The sequence below is a fragment of the Dyella sp. genome (assembly GCF_035508675.1).
Classification (GTDB): Bacteria; Pseudomonadota; Gammaproteobacteria; order Xanthomonadales; family Rhodanobacteraceae; genus Dyella_B.
In genome coordinates, this window is the sequence record NZ_DATJMN010000098.1 from 1 (window position 1) to 16,483 (window position 16,483).

Genomic DNA, 16,483 nt, shown 5'->3' on the forward strand with positions numbered 1-16,483 from the left:
TAAAACCAGAAGCGGATGCCGGCCACGAACTGGCGGTCGAAGACCGGTTCGCGCTCCATGCGGGCGAACGCAGCCGTGGCGCCGAAACGACGAGACCCTACCACGCCGACGTAAGGCGCAAATTGTCGCGTGATTTCGTAGCGAAGACGCAAACCAAGCTGGGCATCCGATACCCCGCTGCCGATGCGTTGCGCCGGGTCGGACTTGCCGTAAAGCTTGATTTCGAACTCCGGTTGCAGCATCAGACGCTGGGTGAAGCGCAAAGTGTATTCCGCGCGCAGGCGTGCGGCGACGCGCCCCTGGTTGCTGAGATAGCCCGTGGCTTCCAGTTCGAGCCAATACGGCGCGATTCCCTCCACGCCCAAAGCGGCCCAGTTGCGCTGCGGCCCGATGCCCAGGTCGTGCCTGACGCCCAGTTGCGTGTTCCAGAACGCGGAAACCGCATGGCTCCAGAACGCTTCCACATCGCCGCTTTCGATCTGCTCGCGATGGCCCTCTGCTTCGGTGCGGATCCATATTTTGTCGCTGTCATTGCCATACCAGCCTTCGGCTTCCCACGCCGGCCCGTTGCCGCCATAGCCATGGGTGAACTCCAGTTGATCGACCAGCAGCATGGCGTAGCTGGCGCTGTCGTTCATGTCCATGGGTTGCATGGCTGGTGGTGGTTCGTCGTGATGACTCACGGACGAGGCATCCTGCGCCACGCCCGTGCCAGGCATGGCCAACGCCACGCATGCCAGCCATACGGCAGGCCTCTCTCGGAAAACATGCCCGTTCATGCCACCACCACTTCGCGGAACATGCCCGCTTCCATGTGGAACAGCATGTGGCAGTGATACGCCCAGCGGCCCGGGTTATCGGCAGTTACCGCGTAACTGATCTGTTGCGCCGGCTGCACGCTGACGGTGTGCTTGCGCACCTGGAAATCACCGTCGTCGTTTTCCACCTCGCTCCACATGCCGTGCAGGTGGATGGGGTGGTGCATCATGGTGTCGTTGATGAGCACGATGCGCAGCCGCTCGCCATATCGGAAGCGGATCGGCTTGGCATCCGAGAACTTCACGCCGTCGAACGACCAGGTGTAGCGTTCCATGTTGCCGGTCAAATGCAAAGTGATGTCGCGTTCGGGTTCACGCTGGTCGATGGGGCCGCCGATCGTATGCAAATCGGCGTATGTCAGCACACGCCGGCCGTTGCCGCGCAAGCCAACGCCGGGATCATCCAGATGGGTGCTCGGTGCCGGCACGCGCATGTCCACGCCGGGGCCGGTTTTCAGCTTGGGCGCGTGGTCATCCATGGTCATGCCGGGCATGCCCTGCATGCCTTGCATGTGATCCATGGCATGCATATCGCTGTGCCCATGGTCATGCTGCGCAGACATGTCGCCCATCATGTCCTGCATGCTCAGCCACACGCGCGGGTCCATCGCCGGCACCTCGGCTTGCATGCCGGGACGTGGCGCCAGCGTGCCGCGCGCATAGCCGCTGCGGTCGATGGTTTGCGCGAACACCGTGTAGGCACGGTCTTCCTGCGGCTCGACAATGACGTCGTAGGTTTCGGCCGGCGTTATGCGGAACTCGTCCACGGCAACCGGTTCCACGTCCTGTCCGTCGGCGCTGACCACGGTCATCTTCAAGCCGGGAATGCGCACGTCGAAAATGGTCATGGCCGAACCATTGACGATGCGCAACCGCACTTTCTCGCCCGGACGGAACAGGCCAGTCCAATTGCCGGCCGGCGGATGGCCGTTCATCAGAAAGGTGTAGGTATAGCCGGTGACATCGCTCAAGTCGGTCGGATTCATGCGCATGGCATTCCACATGCGCCGCTTGGCGAACGCCTCGCGCAGGCTCGTGTGCTGTGCGTCGCGGATGAAATCGGCCACGGTCGGCTGGGCAGTGTTGTAGTAATCGCTGCTTTTCTTCAGGCGTGCGTAGATGCCGGCAGGGTTGTCGTCGCTCCAGTCGTTGAGCACCAGCACGTGGTCGCGGTCGGCGGCAAAACGTTCGTTTCCTGCGGGATCGATCACTAGCGCACCGAGCAGCCCCGTCTGCTCCTGGTAAGCCGAATGCGCGTGATACCAGTAGGTACCCGACTGCCGCACCTTGAACTGGTAGACGAAGGTTTCGCCCGGCGCGATGCCGTCAAAACTGATGCCCGGCACACCATCCATGTCGAACGGAAGAAGAATGCCGTGCCAATGAATGGAGGTCGGCACACGCAGCCGATTGGTGACGCGCAGGCGTACCTGCGTGCCTTCCTTCCAGCGCAGAATGGGCCCAGGCAGGCTGCCGTTGACGGTGGTGGCGACGCTGGGCATCCCCGTGACATTCACCGGCATCTGGCCGATGTCCAGGGCGAAGTCCGTACCGGACAACACCGAGGGAACGGCCGTGGCCGCGCGTGCCGGCCGCAACAGTCCCAATGTCGCTGCGGCACCACCCACTGCGAGGCCCTGGACGAATCGCCGCCGCGCCAGATTGAGCGCCGGCGGCGGATAAAACAGGTTCATGTGATAAATCCCTTGCAAAGCGGAACGGCCCGGCAAACGCATGCGATGCATCGCGCCGGGAAGTTAGGGATACTCTGCTTAATTCAGCGTAGGTCGCAGCGGCCCTGTGTGTTCGCAGAGCACAGGGTCATCGGCGAAGGCAGACTGGCCGTCTGTCGAAACGATGGACCGAAGCTATGCGGACTCACAGGGTTGCTGCGGCCTGCGGTGGATTAATCAGAGCATCCCTAGGTCACGCATGCAGTCAAACTACGGGCGGCCGCAAGGGAGGAATGGGATTGGGTGTCGGCGCAGCAACGCCGCGTATAGAGAGATGGACAGCTGCCAATTGCATCGGGCCATGCCATGCCGGCACGGCAGGAAGCAGCACCGCACCGCACATGGCTGCGCAATGGCACGCCGGATGCGTCGCATCACCGCAACAATGGCCGACGTGATTACCGCCCATCGTCATGGTATCGGCGTGCATGGCGTGATCCATCGTCATGGCCGCCATACCGAGGACAACGGGGTCTTGACCGGTCATCGCGTCGAATGATGCGGCGGGCAACGATATCGTCATCAGCAGCCACGCGAGCAATGCCGTCACGCACAGAAGGCGTGACGTGGCGAAGCGGCGCAGGGACAACGAGGAGGACATAGGCGCAAGCTTAGGGTTGATGCGTTTGTGACTGCAACTCTGGAGTGGGTCCAGAGATTGGATCCACTCCGCCTGTCCTTGGAGGAAAGCTTGCGCAGGTTGGTGGTGAGGCGGAGCCGAACCCCAACATCGCTTCTGCATGGCGACGTTGGGGTTCGCTTGCGCTCACCGCCAACCTACGCCGCATGCGGCACGCTCGCTTACTTCACCACATTCGCGTGGCTGTATCCCATGTACAACCCGATCTTGTCGCCGGCTTTCAAATTCACCATCGATGCCGGCGGAAAGTGCACGCGCAACGCCATGCCTTCGGCCTCCACATCGACGACGCCAGTCTTTGGGTCGGCATGCATCACCGTTGCCGGCATATTGTGCATGCCGTGCATGCTGACCATGTCGTTCGTCTTCATCGTGTGCGTCATGCCGACTCCGGCATCTTGCCCCCTGCTGGGCATGGAACCGGGTGGCGGCTGGTCCTGCGCCGAGGCGGTGATGCCACCGAGCAGCGCCGCACCCAACAGGCACGTGAAGAGCCCGATCGAACTCGCATGCATGACGATTTTCCTCATGGCAGCTGTCTGGCCGACTCATTATGGCGACGCAGATATTCAGATGAGTTGAAAATCGAATCGTTGGATAAAAGTGGTGCATGCTGCGCACCTTGGCTTCTCGCTCGGATACGCTCATTCCATGACTTCCCACGGCATTCATACCGTCGATACCGGCTTCGTTCGGCCACGCTTCGACGCCGCTTACCTGCTGACTCACCAGGGTCACGGCGCGTTTGTCGATTGCGGCACCAACCATTCCGTGCCGCGTCTGTTGGCCGCGCTGACTGATGCCGGCCTGGATGCGTCGAAGATGGATTGGCTGATCCTGACCCATGTTCATCTCGATCATGCGGGCGGCGCGGGCGAACTGATGGCGCGGCTGCCGAACGCCAGGTTGGTCGTGCATCCGCGCGGTGCGCGGCACATGGCCGATCCGTCGCAGTTGTGGGCCGGCGCCCTGGCCGTTTATGGCGAGGACGTGATGGAACAGGCATACGGCCAGCTTCGTCCGGTGCCGGTGGAACGCATCGTGGAAGCGCCGGATGGACACGTGGTGGACTTGCATGGCCGGCTACTGCGTTGTCTTGATACGCCCGGGCATGCCAGGCATCACATCGCGATCTACGACGAGCAGGCCAATGTGTGCTTTACCGGCGACACGTTCGGCCTTTCTTATCGCGAGTTCGACACTGCGCAAGGCCCCTTCATCCTGCCGACGACCACGCCGGTGCAGTTCGATCCGGAAGCCTTGCATGCCTCGATCAATCGGCTGCTGGCGCTCAAGCCCGCGGCGATGTGCCTGACGCATTTCGGCCGCGTCGAACAGGTTGAACAGCTCGCCGGCAAGCTGCACGAGATGATTGACGCGATGGTTGCCGTCGCACGCGCTGCCAAGGATTCAAGCGATCGGCACGCGCGGCTCGTGCATGCATTGACCGAGCTTTACGCAACGCGCACGGCGCAACATGGTTGGCATGGCGATCGCGAGACGTTGGTGCATTGGCTGGGAGCAGATATCGAGCTTAATGCGCAGGGACTGGGTGTCTGGCTGGATCGCGCGTAGATCGGGTTAGCCACCTGCGCTCAGGCCAGCCTCGTCCCATTCGGTATCGCGCGCTCGATGCTGGTAATCACCACGCCTTGCTCGGTGGGAAAGCCGGTGAGCAAAAACTGCGAGCGGAACGGCCCGATCTGCTTCTCAGGAAAATTGATCACGCCTACGATCTGGCGACCGACCAGCGTCTCCGGCGTATACAGCGCGGCGATCTGCGCGCTGGTCTTGCGTTCGCCATACGGGCCGAAATCCGCCCACACTTTCCAGGCCGGCTTGCGCGCTTCGGGAAAAGCCTCCACGCGCGTGATCGTGCCGGCCACGATCAAGACCTTCTCGAAATCCGCCCAGCTGATTGCTTCGGCTGCCACCGCTTGTACGTTCATCCTTCCAGACTCGTCTTGAACCAATCGTTGAATTCCTGCCACCAGTAGCTGGCCTGCGCAGCCAGCAAGCCCAGCGGTTTATACGCATGCGCGAGCCCGTAGCCGGCAAATTGCCGCCAAGCCTCGTCGCCTTCGGCGATGGCCGATGCCAGCAACTCACCGGCCGCGCAGGTCGGCGCCAGACCGTGGCCGCCGAACGCCTGCGCCCACCATAGCCCCTCGCCATCCGTGCCGATCTGCGGCATCTGGTGACGCGCATAGCTCATCAAGCCGGACCAGGCGTAATCGACGCGTATGCCTTTCAGCGCGGGAAAGACACGCAGCAAGTCGCGCATCAACACCCGCTGCACGGCAGAGGCGGAACGATTGCGGATGGAAATCCTGCCGCCCCACAGCAATCGCGTATCCGGCAAGGGCCGGTAATAATCGAAAGCAAAGCGAGTGTCATAAATGGCGGCGCGTGTCTGCAGGCAATCATCCAGGCGATCGCCCAAGGGTTCGGTCACCATCACGTACGTGGCGATCGGCAGCACAGAGCGATCGATCTTCCGGTGCAGGCCTGCCAGATAACCGCCGCAGGCAAGCACCACCTGCTCGGCCTGCAACTCGCCTTGCGGCGTGCTGATCTGCCAATGACTGCCTTCGCGGCGCAGGCGCCAGACGTCGCTGTTTTCATGAATGCGCACGCCCTGCCCTGCAGCCGCCGCCGCGAGCCCGATGGCGTAATTCAGTGGGTGCAGATGCAGCGCATTGCGTTCGTAAAGCCCGTCGTAATAGCGCTCGCTACGCACGCGTTCGCGCAGCTCTTCCTGCGGCAGCCACTCCCAATGCACGCCATAGTGCTCGGCCAGCACGTGCTGCCGTTTGCGCAGCACGTCTGGATCGCGAAACCAGTTGGCCCAAATTACGCCCTGGTCGACCATGTCGCAGGCGATGGCGTAGCGCGTGACGCGTTCGCGTATGCGCTGCACCGCCGCGGTGGTGAGGTCGAAGATGCGCTTCGAACGGTCCGCGCCCAGTTGTTGACGCAGCATTTCTTCACCCAGCGAATAACCGCCGAATACAAAGCCGCCGTTGCGGCCCGATGCGCCGAACCCGATCTGCTCGCGTTCCAACACCACGACGTCGCGCATGCCGCGCTCGGCAAGCCCGAGCGCCGTATTCAACCCGGCAAACCCGCCGCCAATGATCGCTACCCGCGTTTCCACCCGCCCTTGCAGCGGCGCATAAGGCTCGTACGGCGTGGCCGTGGCGCGATAATAGGACGGCACCGGGGGTTGCTTCATGGATGGTAAACCGGGCGGTTAGGGCACCGAGGATAGCGCAGTTTGGTGGCCATGTAGGCTGAGATGGACTCCCAGCATTAGGACACGAAGCACATGTTTGGATTTCATCCGGCCTTAGCCTTGCGTTATTCATAGTATCCTTGGCGTGTTTTGGCGGCGCATCTCACCCAACAGGCCATCGAGCTTTATCCGTGACAAGGTCGCCTCCATTTTCATCTGAAATCAATGTCGTTGGATAAAAAGTGAAACTGGGGCCATCGTTGTTTTCGGATTTCAAATACAGTCTTCGATCGCTAAATACCGGCAAGCTCAGCGCGGAAGAATATGCCCACTTCTACCAGCAGTGGGGCGGCAGCTTCATCATTCATCCCGATGTCTTGAAGTATTTTGAAGATGCACACGGCATAAAAGTCCGCTATCGGGGCTATTTTCGGCGCGGACAATGCATCGGCGCCGTCCCTGTTTGGGGAGCATACGTAGCAGGCGACCATTCGGCGCTGCAAGCCAACCGCTTGGGCGATAAGGTTGATTTCGGCTATCCGGCGATGTATTTGCCGATCGATCCTGAGCATCGATGTACGATTCTTTACAAGGCAAAATATCTGCTCGATTTGCAATACCAGCAGATCGGCGGCACCCTGTTTTATGGCCCCGAATCAAAGAAGAAAATGGCCCTGCTCCGGAAAATCCCTGAGGAGCTACCCTCTGGCAAAAAGGAGTTCCAGATCAAGGAGCGCCGATTTGAACGCCAGGGCGGCACCATTCGTGATGTGCAGGAATTTCACGGCGAAGAGCTGGCTGCCATCTATGCAGACCTGCATCAGCAGCGCTGGAATAGTGCGCCGCATGCCGCCCAGTCACTTGGCACGACTTTTTCGGCATTAAAAAAATTCCTGTTCGGGAAAGTCCTGTGGCTGGATCAGAAACCCATTGCCATTCAAATCAATTTTCGAGCCGATACTCGCCGTACCATATGCGTCGATTATATTAATGGTGGCGTCGACAAAGGACTGCACAAGAACATTAGCCCAGGGGCGCTGCTTTCCTACATCAATGGATACCATGCCTGCGAAGAAAGCCGGCGCGAGGATAAGCTTCTCGTTTACAGCTATGGCAAGGCCAATACCGAATACAAGGATCAATGGTGCCATCGCGTCTCGCGCGGACTCAGTGGATTCTGGCTCCCGGGTTGAGCCTTGAAGCTACGGGCCGGGCCGGTATCAGCGCATCACTTCGGTCGCGCAATGACTCTCACTTTGCCGCTGTTTCCGCCGCCGCAGAAAAAACGGTCGCCGCCATCGGTTTCAAGCCCCGATACCCCCAGGCCGGGTGGCATCTCCAGTTGCTCCAACACGTCCCCCGTTGCCGGATCGACACGGCGCACTTCGCTCTCGTCCCCTTCCCAGGTGGCATGCCACAGTTCGCCCTCGCTCCAGGTGACGCCGGTGACGAAGCGGTTGAACTGGATGGTGTTGAGAATGGCGCCGGTGTCGGGATCGATGCGATGGATCTTCCGCTCACGGTATTCGCCGACCCACAGCGAGCCTTCGGCCCAGGCCATGCCGGAGTCGCCGCCGCCACCGGGCGCGGGAATGGTCGCGAGCACCTGGCCGCTCTGCGGATCGATTTTCTGGATGCGGTCCTCGGCAATCTGGAACAAGTGTTGCCCGTCGAAAGCGGTGCCTGCATGTGCCGCGACGTCCACGGATCGCACCAGCGCTCCGCTCGCCGGATCGAGTGCGTTGAGTTTGTCGCCGGAGGCGAACCATACGTGCTCGCCGTCGTAGGTTACGCCGGCTACCCGTTCGATCCCCGGGAAAGGGCCGTACTCTCGTACGATATGGGCTGCAGATCGTTTCATGGTGCGCTCCTGCTCGATGGTTGAGGCCATCCTAGTCACTCGGCAGCGGCCCTGGGAGTAACAAAATCGACGGGAAATCCGGTACGGGCGGGGTCATCCAGCGGCGCGCCCGTCCGCGGCCGAACGACTGCACCTTGCCGGCGGCGGCCAGTGATTCGAGCGCGCGCTGCACGGTGCGCAGGCTGGCGCCGAGCGCGATGGACAGGGCGGAGCTCGACCATGCTTCGCCGTCGGCAAGCAAGGCAAGCATCGCCGCATGCCGTTCCTCGACTGGCGGCGCCAACACCACCACCTCGCTGGCATGCTGTGGCGCGAGCGCAAAGCCTCGCTCCGTCGCGATGACATCCGCCATCGGACGCAACATGGCGCGCAACCGCCCTACTTCGACCCGCAGGCGTGCGCGATGCGATTCATCGGCATGCCGGGTGCGGAACGCATCGGCAATCAGCAGGCTGCGCGACACATCGGCAGGCCACGCCTCCGCCAGGTGACGCAGCAACACGAACAAGATGGGACGCGTTGCAAGCGAGACGAGCGTGTGTCCGCCATGCACGACATGGCGGCATGCATCCACCACAAACGTGGGTGATGCGAGCAGCGTCTCGACTTCTTCCAGCAAGAGAAGGTGTTCTTCGCCACGTGCGATCAAGCGGACCGCAGGCGCCTCCAGCACGCGTGATGCGCTTTCGACTTCCGCCAGCAAGGCCGGAATGTTCGCCACGCGCGCGGCCTGCCCCGCCCTGGTCAGCGCAGCGCGCGCACGCTTTGTCTGCAGGCGGCGAATGGCCATGCCGGCGACGACCAGCTCGTGCGCGGCCCGGGATGCGGGTGGAAAGGGGGCTGGATCGAGCTCGGCGAGCATGCGCTCGGCGTCGTCGATGCGGCCAAGCAGAAGCAAGCGGCGCACTTCGATAGTGCGCGCATGCACCGCATTGACGCGGTCGCCGTGCGATTGAAGGGTGGCGCGCGCGGCTTCCAGCGCTTTTACCGGCCAACTCAGATCACGCGAAACAAGCGCGATTTCGGCTTCGGCAACGATGCATCTGGCGCGAGCCACCGTTTCCCTGGCACCGAACCTGCGCGCCGCGCTGCGCAGCAGCGCCTTGGCTCGCGCGAAATCGCCGAGCTGCGCCATGGCGATGCCTCGCAACGCGAGGCCGGGCGCATCGTCGCGCAGGGCGACCCGCTTCAAGGCGCCCAATGGATCACCCGCGGCGAGTGCGCGTGCGGCGGCCGTGATCAGTGAGTCCATGGGAATCGCGCCACACTTGTCACTCCCACCCGTTCGGAGCACCGCGTTAACTATAGCCCATGGCCACGAAGCACCTGGCCATTAACGAACTCAACCGACGGAGTAACGGCAATGACCACGCATACGATTGGTACACGCGACGAGTGGCTGGCAGCGCGAATCGAGCTGCTCAAGGCGGAAAAGGAACTCACGCATCGCAGCGACGAGCTGGCTCGCCAACGACAGGCCCTGCCATGGGTGTCCGTCAACAAGGGATATCGCTTCGATACCGACGACGGCGGCGCGTCGCTCGCCGATCTGTTCCGCGAGCGTTCGCAGCTTCTCGTTTATCACTTCATGTTCGGGCCCGAGTTCACGGCGGGCTGTCCTTCCTGCTCGGCGATCGCCGATGGGTTCAACGGCATTGCTACGCACCTGGCGAATCACGATGTGATGTTGTGGGCGGTATCGCGCGCACCGCTGGGCAAGCTGCAGGCTTACAAGCGGCGCCTGGGCTGGACGTTTCCGTGGGCGTCTTCGCTCGGTGGCGATTTCAATTTCGATTTCACCGTCTCCATCACGGAAGAACAGCAGCGCGAAGGCGCGTACGAATACAACTATCAACGCGGTGGCCATGCGATGGATGCAACCACCGCGTTTCCGCAAGTCGTGCTCGACCAGGCCAAGGCCAGCGGAACGGACGCACTGGCTTACGTGCGTGAACGGCCGGGAATGAGCGCGTTCGCTATGGAAGACGGCGTTGTCTACCACACCTATTCGACCTACGCGCGCGGCCTGGACGGCCTATGGGGCATGTTCCAGTGGCTGGACCGGGCGCCCAAGGGGCGCAATGAAACCGGCGTCTGGTGGCGCCGCCACGACGAGTACGCCAAGCGGTAACGACGGTTCCGCACGCCGCATGTCGAAAACGCGGCAGCTGCTACGTCGATGGTATGAAACCTCGCAGCGAGACGCACCATGATTACCTCGCAGACTTCCGACCGCACCTTCTTTGCCGCCTCGGCGACGTTCTTTGCTCTTAGCGCGACACTGACCATCGTCGGCTGCGCATCCATGTCCCCCATGGACGCCATGCCGATGCCGGGCGGCTGGGCCATGTCGATGACGTGGATGCGCATGCCCGGTCAGACGTGGGGTGGCATGGCAATATCGTTTATCGCCATGTGGAACGTGATGATGGCTGCGATGATGCTGCCATCCCTGGTCCCTGCGCTGCGGCACTATCGCCAGGCCGTAAGCGCGACGAGCGGCATGCAGTTGGAACGGCTGACCGTGCTGGTGGCCGTGGGTTATTTCTTTGCCTGGACCCTGTTCGGCATGCTGGTGTTTCCGCTGGCGGCCGCGTCGGCGGCAGCGGATATGCGGTGGCCGTGGTTCGCGCACCTCATTCCATCGGTAACCGGGGTCATCGTCTTGGTGGCCGGTGCGCTCCAGTTCACGCCCTGGAAGGCCCGCCACTTGGCTCGTTGCCGGCAGGCGCTGCGGCACGCGCCCATGCTGCCGCTACGGACAAGCGCCGCATGGCGGCAAGGCATGTGCCTGGGGCTGCATTGTTGCCTGAGCTGCGCCAATCTGACGGCGATTCAGCTGGTGATCGGCGTGATGGACTTGCGCGCGATGGCGTTCGTGACAGTCGCGATCACGGCGGAGCGGCTGGCGCCAGCAAGCAAGCTTGTGGCGCAAGCCATCGGCGCTGTCGTGATCGCGGCTGGGCTGTTTCTTATTGCCGGATGAAGGTGCAACCGCTCAGTACGACTTGGCGACTTCGCGTACAACCTTCGCCAGGCTCGGATCCTGCATCGCCATATGCATGGTGGCGCGCACCAGGCCGGCTTTGTTGCCGCAGTCGAAGCGGGTGCCTTCGAAGCGATACGCCAGTACCTTGCCCTGCTCGGTCAGCAAGGCTTCGATAGCATCGGTAAGCTGGATTTCACCACCTGCGCCAGGCTTGGTCTGCTCAAGCAATTGGAAGATGCGTCCGGGCAATACGTAGCGGCCGACCACGGCCAGGTTGGACGGCGCGTCCGCCGGCTTGGGCTTTTCGACCATGTAACGGATGCGCGCACTGCGCTCATCCACTGGTTCGGCGTCGACGATGCCGTATTTGTCGGTCTGGTCGTGCGGTACTTCTTCCACAGCGATGACGCCGGCATGTTCGGATTCGGCCAACTCGGCCATCTGGCGCAGGGCACCTTTACCTTTGTTCCAGATCAGGTCATCCGGCAGGACCACGCCGAAGGGCTCGTCCCCCACCACCGGCTTGGCGCACAGCACGGCGTGGCCCAGGCCCAATGCTTCGGGCTGGGTCACGAAGATGGCGCGCACGTTGCGCGGCAGTGTGCCTTGCACCAGGGCGAGCAGCTCGTCCTTGCCCTTTTCCTGCAGCTTGGCTTCCAGCTCGTAAGCCTTGTCAAAGTAATCGGCGATGGCGTGCTTGTAGCGGTTGGTGACGAATACCAGCGTGTCGGCCCCGGCATCGACGGCTTCATCGACGGCGTACTGGATCAGCGGCCTGTCCAGCACCGGCAGCATTTCCTTGGCCACCACCTTGGTGGCCGGAAGGAACCGCGTGCCGAGACCGGCGACTGGAAACACCACCTTGCGCAATGGCTTGCTCACTCACTTCTCTCCAATATCGTTACGGCGTAGCGGAATGACGTTGCTGGGTTGGGCAACGTCGCTCCAGCTAAATGATGGAAGCAGACTGGACACGCACTGGCGCAGATCGTCTTCGTTGAAACTGCGTACCGCTTCGGTGGCCTTGGCCATCTGCGCCTGCAGCAACTCCCACGACACCGGCCGGTGCTGTGCAAGAAATATCTTGTTGTGTGTCGTCGCGCTGTAGTTTTCCAGCGGATGGAACAGTTCTTCGAATAATTTTTCACCCGCGCGTAGGCCGGTGTAGACGATAGGTATTTCCGTACCGGGCTTTTTGCCGGCCAACCGGATCATCTGTTCGGCCAAGTCGCGGATCTTCACCGGCTCGCCCATGTCCAGCGCGAAGATCTCGCCCCCCTGCCCGATGGCCGCCGCTTGCAGGATCAGCTGCGTGGCTTCCGGAATGGTCATGAAGTAACGCGATATTTCCGGATGGGTCACCGTGATGGGGCCGCCCGTCTGGATCTGCTGGCGGAACAGCGGGACCACGGACCCGGCCGAGTCCAGCACGTTGCCGAACCGCACGGTGATGAAGTGGGTGTTCGAATGGGCATTGAGATTCTGGCACCAGATTTCCGCAATGCGCTTGCACGCGCCCATCACGCTGGTCGGATTGACGGCCTTGTCGGTAGAAATCAGCAGGAAGCATTCCACGCCCATTTCGCTCGACAGGTCCGCCACGGTGCGCGTGGCCAGCACATTGTTGCGCACCGCCGTGCGTAGCTGGCCTTGCAGCATCGGGACGTGTTTGTAAGCGGCGGCGTGGAACACCACCTGCGGCTTTGCCTCGGCGAACTGCCGGCGCATGGCGACGGTATCGCCGCAGTCGGCCAGCACGCAGTTGAGCAGCAGCTCCGGATAGGCCCCGCGCAATTCCTGCGAGATCTGATACAGGTTGTACTCGCACGATTCGACGATGGTCAGCGCCTGCACGCCGAGCCGGGCCACCTGCCGGCACAACTCCGAACCGATCGAGCCGCCGCCGCCGGTGACCAGCACGCGGCGATTGGTCAAGGTTTCGCGGATCCGGGTCCAATCCAACTCGACGGCATCGCGCCCAAGCAGATCTTCGATCGATACTTCCTTGATCTGATTGAAATGCGCGCGGCCGGCCACGACGTCTTCGAGCTTGGGCACGGTGCGATAGGGCAAGCCCGTGCGATCGCACAGCTCGACCACCTGGCGCATCTGGCGCGCGCTGGCGCCGGGTAGCGCGATCAGCAGCATCTGCACGGCGGCTTCCTTGGCGACGTCCGGCAATTGTTCCACCGAACCCAGCACCGGCTTGCCATTGATGCGCGCACCGCGCAGCGAGCGCCGGTCGTCCACGAAGCCGACCACCATGTAGCGGCTATCGCGGTGCAGATCACGCGACAGCGCTTCGCCGGCGCTGTCGGCGCCGACGATCAGTACGCGCTGGGTCTTGGCGCTCATGAAAAGATCGATGCGGCTGTCTTTCCAGAAGCGATAGGCCAGGCGCGGCGTACCGAGGAACAAGGCCAGCACGAAGGGATACAGCAACAGCACCGAGCGCGGCACGCCATCCAGGCGCCCATACAGGAACAGGGAAACGCCGATCGCCACGGTACCGACGATGGCCGCGCGCAGGATGTTCCACAGATCCGGCAGGCTGGCGAAGCGCCATACGCCTTTGTACAAGCCGGTCCACGCATAGACCATGCCCTGCACCATCAGCACGATCGGAAATTCGTACGGTTCGAAGGCGATGATCAGCTTGGGGTCCAGCGCGTAGCGCAGTTCCTTGGCCACCCACCATGCCAGGGCGGTAACGAGCAGGTCGTGCAGAACCACTGCCGCCCGCGGATGAACTGTGCCGACCCATTTACGTATGGACATGACGAACCTTGTATCGATCCCGCTTGATCAGGCGGCGCTTGGCACAAGCCCAAACGACCGCCGCGATCGCATAAGTGACGATGCAGGCCAATAGCCCCATCCCTGGTTTTTCGAACGCCAACCACGCCAACGGTGCCGCCACGAGCAAATTCCACCCCAGATACCAGGCCGAACTTGCCGCATGCGTATGGCCCCTGCGTACGATCCATTGGTACAAATGTTCGCGGTGCGCAGCATACCAGCGCCTGCCTGCCAGCATACGGGTAAGGAGCGTAAGGCTGGCATCCGTCACGAAAGCTGAACTGAGGATCAGGGCCGGCCATACCAGCGGCCAATGCAGGCGCCATAACATGGCGGTCAACGCAAACAGCAGCAGGCCGATGGCCCCGCTACCCACGTCCCCCATGAAAATACGTGCCGGCGAGCGGTTGTAGTACCAGAAGCCCAGGCAAGCTGCCGCCACGCACGCCGCGGTCCCCGCCAGCGCGAGTTGGCCCGTGCACCCTGCAAGCACAGCCAGGCCGCACGCGACGTACATGCCTTGCTGCGCAAGCAGGCCATCGATGCCGTCCATGAAGTTATGCAGATTGACGCTCCACGTTCCGCCCACTATCCAGAGCGGCAACCACAGCCAGCTCAAAGGACCACCCACCAACGCCAGTGAAAACAGGGCAACAGCCAATAGTTGCACGCCGAAACGTGGAAGAACCGGCAAGGAATTGTGATCGTCCCACCACCCGATCAAGGCAATCATCGCCGTTGCGAACAACAGCATGACCGTCAGGTGAAGCGGCCAGAACGAGGACGGCTGCAGCAGACATATCGGCATTGTCAGCAGCGCTGCGATCACGATGCCGATACCGCCGCCGCGCGGCGTCGGTATCGTGTGCGAACGGCGCTGCCCCGGCTGATCGAACATGCCACGGCGATGCGCATAGGCGATGGACGCGCGCACCACGCCCAGTGCGACAAGGAAGGCAGACAGAACGGCAAGCGCAATCGGGCCAACACCAGCCGCGATCGCGTCACTCATTGGCCACCCCGTGAATCGGCCGGATCGTGCTCCAACCTTTGCAGCTCGGGCACTGCCAATGGTGCGCCTTGGTGCCGAAACCGCAATGGCTGCAGCGATACATGGCCTGGCCTTCGAGCAGCTTGCGCGTGAGGTCGCGCAGGATCAGAAAATTCTCGCGCGCCTCGCCTTCGATCTTGTCCATGGTGGCGTCGATCAAGGCCATCAGCCCGCGCACCGAAGGACGCTGGCGCAACTGCGAAGTGAGGAAATCGATGGCGGGTTTCTCACCGTCGCGCTGCTGATACAGATGCGTCAGTGCAAGCACCGGTGAAATACCGTGATAACGCGCGAGAATGTCGCGCAGGAAGCGTTCCGCCCGTTCCATCTGGCCGGAACGTGCATAGCTGTCGAGCAAAGGCGGCAGGATTTCCGGCACAAAGGCGATATCCGCCTCCACCGCGCGCTCATAGGCATCCACCGCATCGGCATGCTGCCCCTCTTCCGCGTGCAGGCGCCCGGTCAGCATGAAGGCGCGCACGCAATTGGCCTGGGAAGCGAACGCTTGCTGCAAATACTCCCGCGCTTCAGCACGTGCGCCGTGTTGCCGCGATTGCTCGGCCAACTCGCAATAGAACTGCGCGATCGTGGTGCCTTCTTCTTCGCGCGTCATGGTCTCCAGCCGGCGCGCATGTTCAATGGCTTTGTGCCAATCGCGCTCGTGCTGATAGATGGCAATGAGGTGACGCAGCGCCGAGGGTGCATGGGCGTTCATCGCCACCAGATCCGAAAACAACGCTTCGGCGCGGTCCAGCAGACCGGCGCGCATGTAGTCTTCGCCTAGTTCCAGCAAGGCCACGGTCTTCATGCCCTCCGACAGGCCGGGCCGGGAGACCAGATGTTGATGCAGACGGATGGCTCGATCCACTTCACCGCGACGCCTAAACAGGTTGCCTAACGCTAAGTGCGTTTCCACGGTGTCGCGGTTGTATTCGGCGAGCTTGAGGAATACCTCGATCGCCTTGTCCTGTTCTTCGTTGAGCAGGTAGTTCAAGCCGCGAAAGTAATCGGAGGAAAGCTCGCTGACCTGCGCTCCCGAACGACGCACGCCCGCACGCCGCGCGGTCCACCAGCCGCTGAGGAAGGCTGCCGGTATGAGCAGGGCCAGCAGCGAATAGAAGCTGCTCATGGTGCTTTCGCGGCCTTGGCGCCTTGCCCCTTCGCCGCCCGCCGGCGCTCGCGACGATGGCGCGTGGTGACGCCAAGCCATGCGGTCAGGCCGCCCAGAATCCACCCCAGTGCGAGCATGGCCAGCAAGGCAGCGCCCTTGGGAACCTGGACGCGTGCAAACGCGAGGTCATAGCCAACGAGGTCCGCATTGAGCGCCCCCAGGATCACTCCCCCGGCGATGAACAGT

17 protein-coding genes are annotated in these 16,483 nt (G+C 62.2%); 5 read left to right on the top strand and 12 right to left on the bottom strand.

Going from position 1 to position 16,483, the window contains the following annotated elements:
• Positions 1 to 779: copper resistance protein B (locus VMA74_RS05495; RefSeq protein ID WP_325365599.1), on the bottom strand; the 779-nt coding region annotated here is incomplete at its 3' end.
• Positions 776 to 2,512, bottom strand: a complete 1,737-nt coding sequence (locus tag VMA74_RS05500; RefSeq protein WP_325365601.1) for a copper resistance system multicopper oxidase — start codon at positions 2,510 to 2,512, stop codon at positions 776 to 778. The genes VMA74_RS05495 and VMA74_RS05500, both read right to left, overlap by 4 nt.
• A 403-nt stretch (positions 2,513 to 2,915) precedes the next feature.
• Between VMA74_RS05500 and VMA74_RS05505 the strand changes: the two genes are divergently transcribed.
• A complete protein-coding gene (locus tag VMA74_RS05505) occupies positions 2,916 to 3,050 on the top strand; it encodes a hypothetical protein (protein WP_325365603.1) in 135 nt (44 codons plus the stop codon).
• Positions 3,051 to 3,352: 302 nt separating this feature from the next.
• Here the strand turns inward: VMA74_RS05505 and VMA74_RS05510 are convergent, their stop codons facing one another.
• A complete protein-coding gene (locus VMA74_RS05510) occupies positions 3,353 to 3,706 on the bottom strand; it encodes a hypothetical protein (RefSeq protein ID WP_325365605.1) in 354 nt (117 codons plus the stop codon).
• A gap of 136 nt (positions 3,707 to 3,842) precedes the next feature.
• Here VMA74_RS05510 and VMA74_RS05515 point away from each other — a divergent pair, with 136 nt between their 5' ends.
• Positions 3,843 to 4,766 carry an MBL fold metallo-hydrolase gene (locus tag VMA74_RS05515; protein WP_325365607.1) on the top strand — a complete coding sequence of 308 codons (924 nt, stop codon included), beginning with the start codon at positions 3,843 to 3,845 and terminating at the stop codon, positions 4,764 to 4,766.
• 20 nt (positions 4,767 to 4,786) lie between these two features.
• Here the strand turns inward: VMA74_RS05515 and VMA74_RS05520 are convergent, their stop codons facing one another.
• Together VMA74_RS05520 and VMA74_RS05525 are read right to left on the bottom strand one after the other, a co-directional pair.
• On the bottom strand, positions 4,787 to 5,140 hold the full coding sequence (locus VMA74_RS05520) for a tRNA-binding protein (protein WP_325365609.1): 354 nt from the start codon (positions 5,138 to 5,140) through the stop codon (positions 4,787 to 4,789).
• Positions 5,137 to 6,426, bottom strand: a complete 1,290-nt coding sequence (locus tag VMA74_RS05525) for an FAD-binding oxidoreductase (RefSeq protein WP_325365611.1) — start codon at positions 6,424 to 6,426, stop codon at positions 5,137 to 5,139. Before VMA74_RS05525 ends, VMA74_RS05520 begins: the two co-directional genes overlap by 4 nt.
• A gap of 242 nt (positions 6,427 to 6,668) precedes the next feature.
• On the opposite strand from VMA74_RS05525, the gene VMA74_RS05530 reads away from it, so the two are divergent.
• Complete coding sequence (locus VMA74_RS05530; protein WP_325365613.1) at positions 6,669 to 7,619, top strand: GNAT family N-acetyltransferase; 951 nt, start codon at positions 6,669 to 6,671, stop codon at positions 7,617 to 7,619.
• Between the two features lie 35 nt (positions 7,620 to 7,654).
• On the opposite strand, the gene VMA74_RS05535 is transcribed toward VMA74_RS05530, so the two are convergent.
• Complete coding sequence (locus VMA74_RS05535) at positions 7,655 to 8,287, bottom strand: PQQ-binding-like beta-propeller repeat protein (RefSeq protein ID WP_325365615.1); 633 nt, start codon at positions 8,285 to 8,287, stop codon at positions 7,655 to 7,657.
• A gap of 31 nt (positions 8,288 to 8,318) precedes the next feature.
• Positions 8,319 to 9,539, bottom strand: coding sequence for a helix-turn-helix domain-containing protein (locus VMA74_RS05540; protein ID WP_325365617.1), 1,221 nt, complete (start codon positions 9,537 to 9,539; stop codon positions 8,319 to 8,321).
• 111 nt (positions 9,540 to 9,650) lie between these two features.
• Here VMA74_RS05540 and VMA74_RS05545 point away from each other — a divergent pair, with 111 nt between their 5' ends.
• Together VMA74_RS05545 and VMA74_RS05550 are read left to right on the top strand one after the other, a co-directional pair.
• Complete coding sequence (locus VMA74_RS05545; RefSeq protein ID WP_325365619.1) at positions 9,651 to 10,418, top strand: DUF899 domain-containing protein; 768 nt, start codon at positions 9,651 to 9,653, stop codon at positions 10,416 to 10,418.
• Between the two features lie 78 nt (positions 10,419 to 10,496).
• Positions 10,497 to 11,273 (top strand): DUF2182 domain-containing protein, encoded by a 777-nt coding sequence (locus VMA74_RS05550; protein ID WP_325365621.1) that lies wholly within the window; start codon positions 10,497 to 10,499, stop codon positions 11,271 to 11,273.
• 12 nt (positions 11,274 to 11,285) lie between these two features.
• Here the strand turns inward: VMA74_RS05550 and galU are convergent, their stop codons facing one another.
• Genes galU through VMA74_RS05575 form a run of 5 tightly spaced genes read right to left on the bottom strand, consistent with a single transcriptional unit; the run spans position 11,286 to position 16,482 of the window.
• Entirely contained in the window at positions 11,286 to 12,158 is an 873-nt protein-coding gene (gene galU, locus VMA74_RS05555) for a UTP--glucose-1-phosphate uridylyltransferase GalU (protein WP_325365623.1), read from the bottom strand.
• Entirely contained in the window at positions 12,159 to 14,054 is a 1,896-nt protein-coding gene (locus tag VMA74_RS05560; protein WP_325365626.1) for a nucleoside-diphosphate sugar epimerase/dehydratase, read from the bottom strand.
• Positions 14,041 to 15,087, bottom strand: coding sequence for a glycosyltransferase family 4 protein (locus VMA74_RS05565; RefSeq protein ID WP_325365628.1), 1,047 nt, complete (start codon positions 15,085 to 15,087; stop codon positions 14,041 to 14,043). Before VMA74_RS05565 ends, VMA74_RS05560 begins: the two co-directional genes overlap by 14 nt.
• A complete protein-coding gene (gene lapB, locus VMA74_RS05570) occupies positions 15,080 to 16,255 on the bottom strand; it encodes a lipopolysaccharide assembly protein LapB (protein WP_325365630.1) in 1,176 nt (391 codons plus the stop codon). The genes VMA74_RS05565 and lapB overlap by 8 nt, the downstream gene beginning before the upstream one ends.
• Positions 16,252 to 16,482: a DUF1049 domain-containing protein gene (locus tag VMA74_RS05575; RefSeq protein WP_325365632.1), complete on the bottom strand. Its 231-nt coding sequence runs from the start codon at positions 16,480 to 16,482 to the stop codon at positions 16,252 to 16,254. The genes lapB and VMA74_RS05575 overlap by 4 nt, the downstream gene beginning before the upstream one ends.
• Position 16,483: the final 1 nt, after the last annotated feature.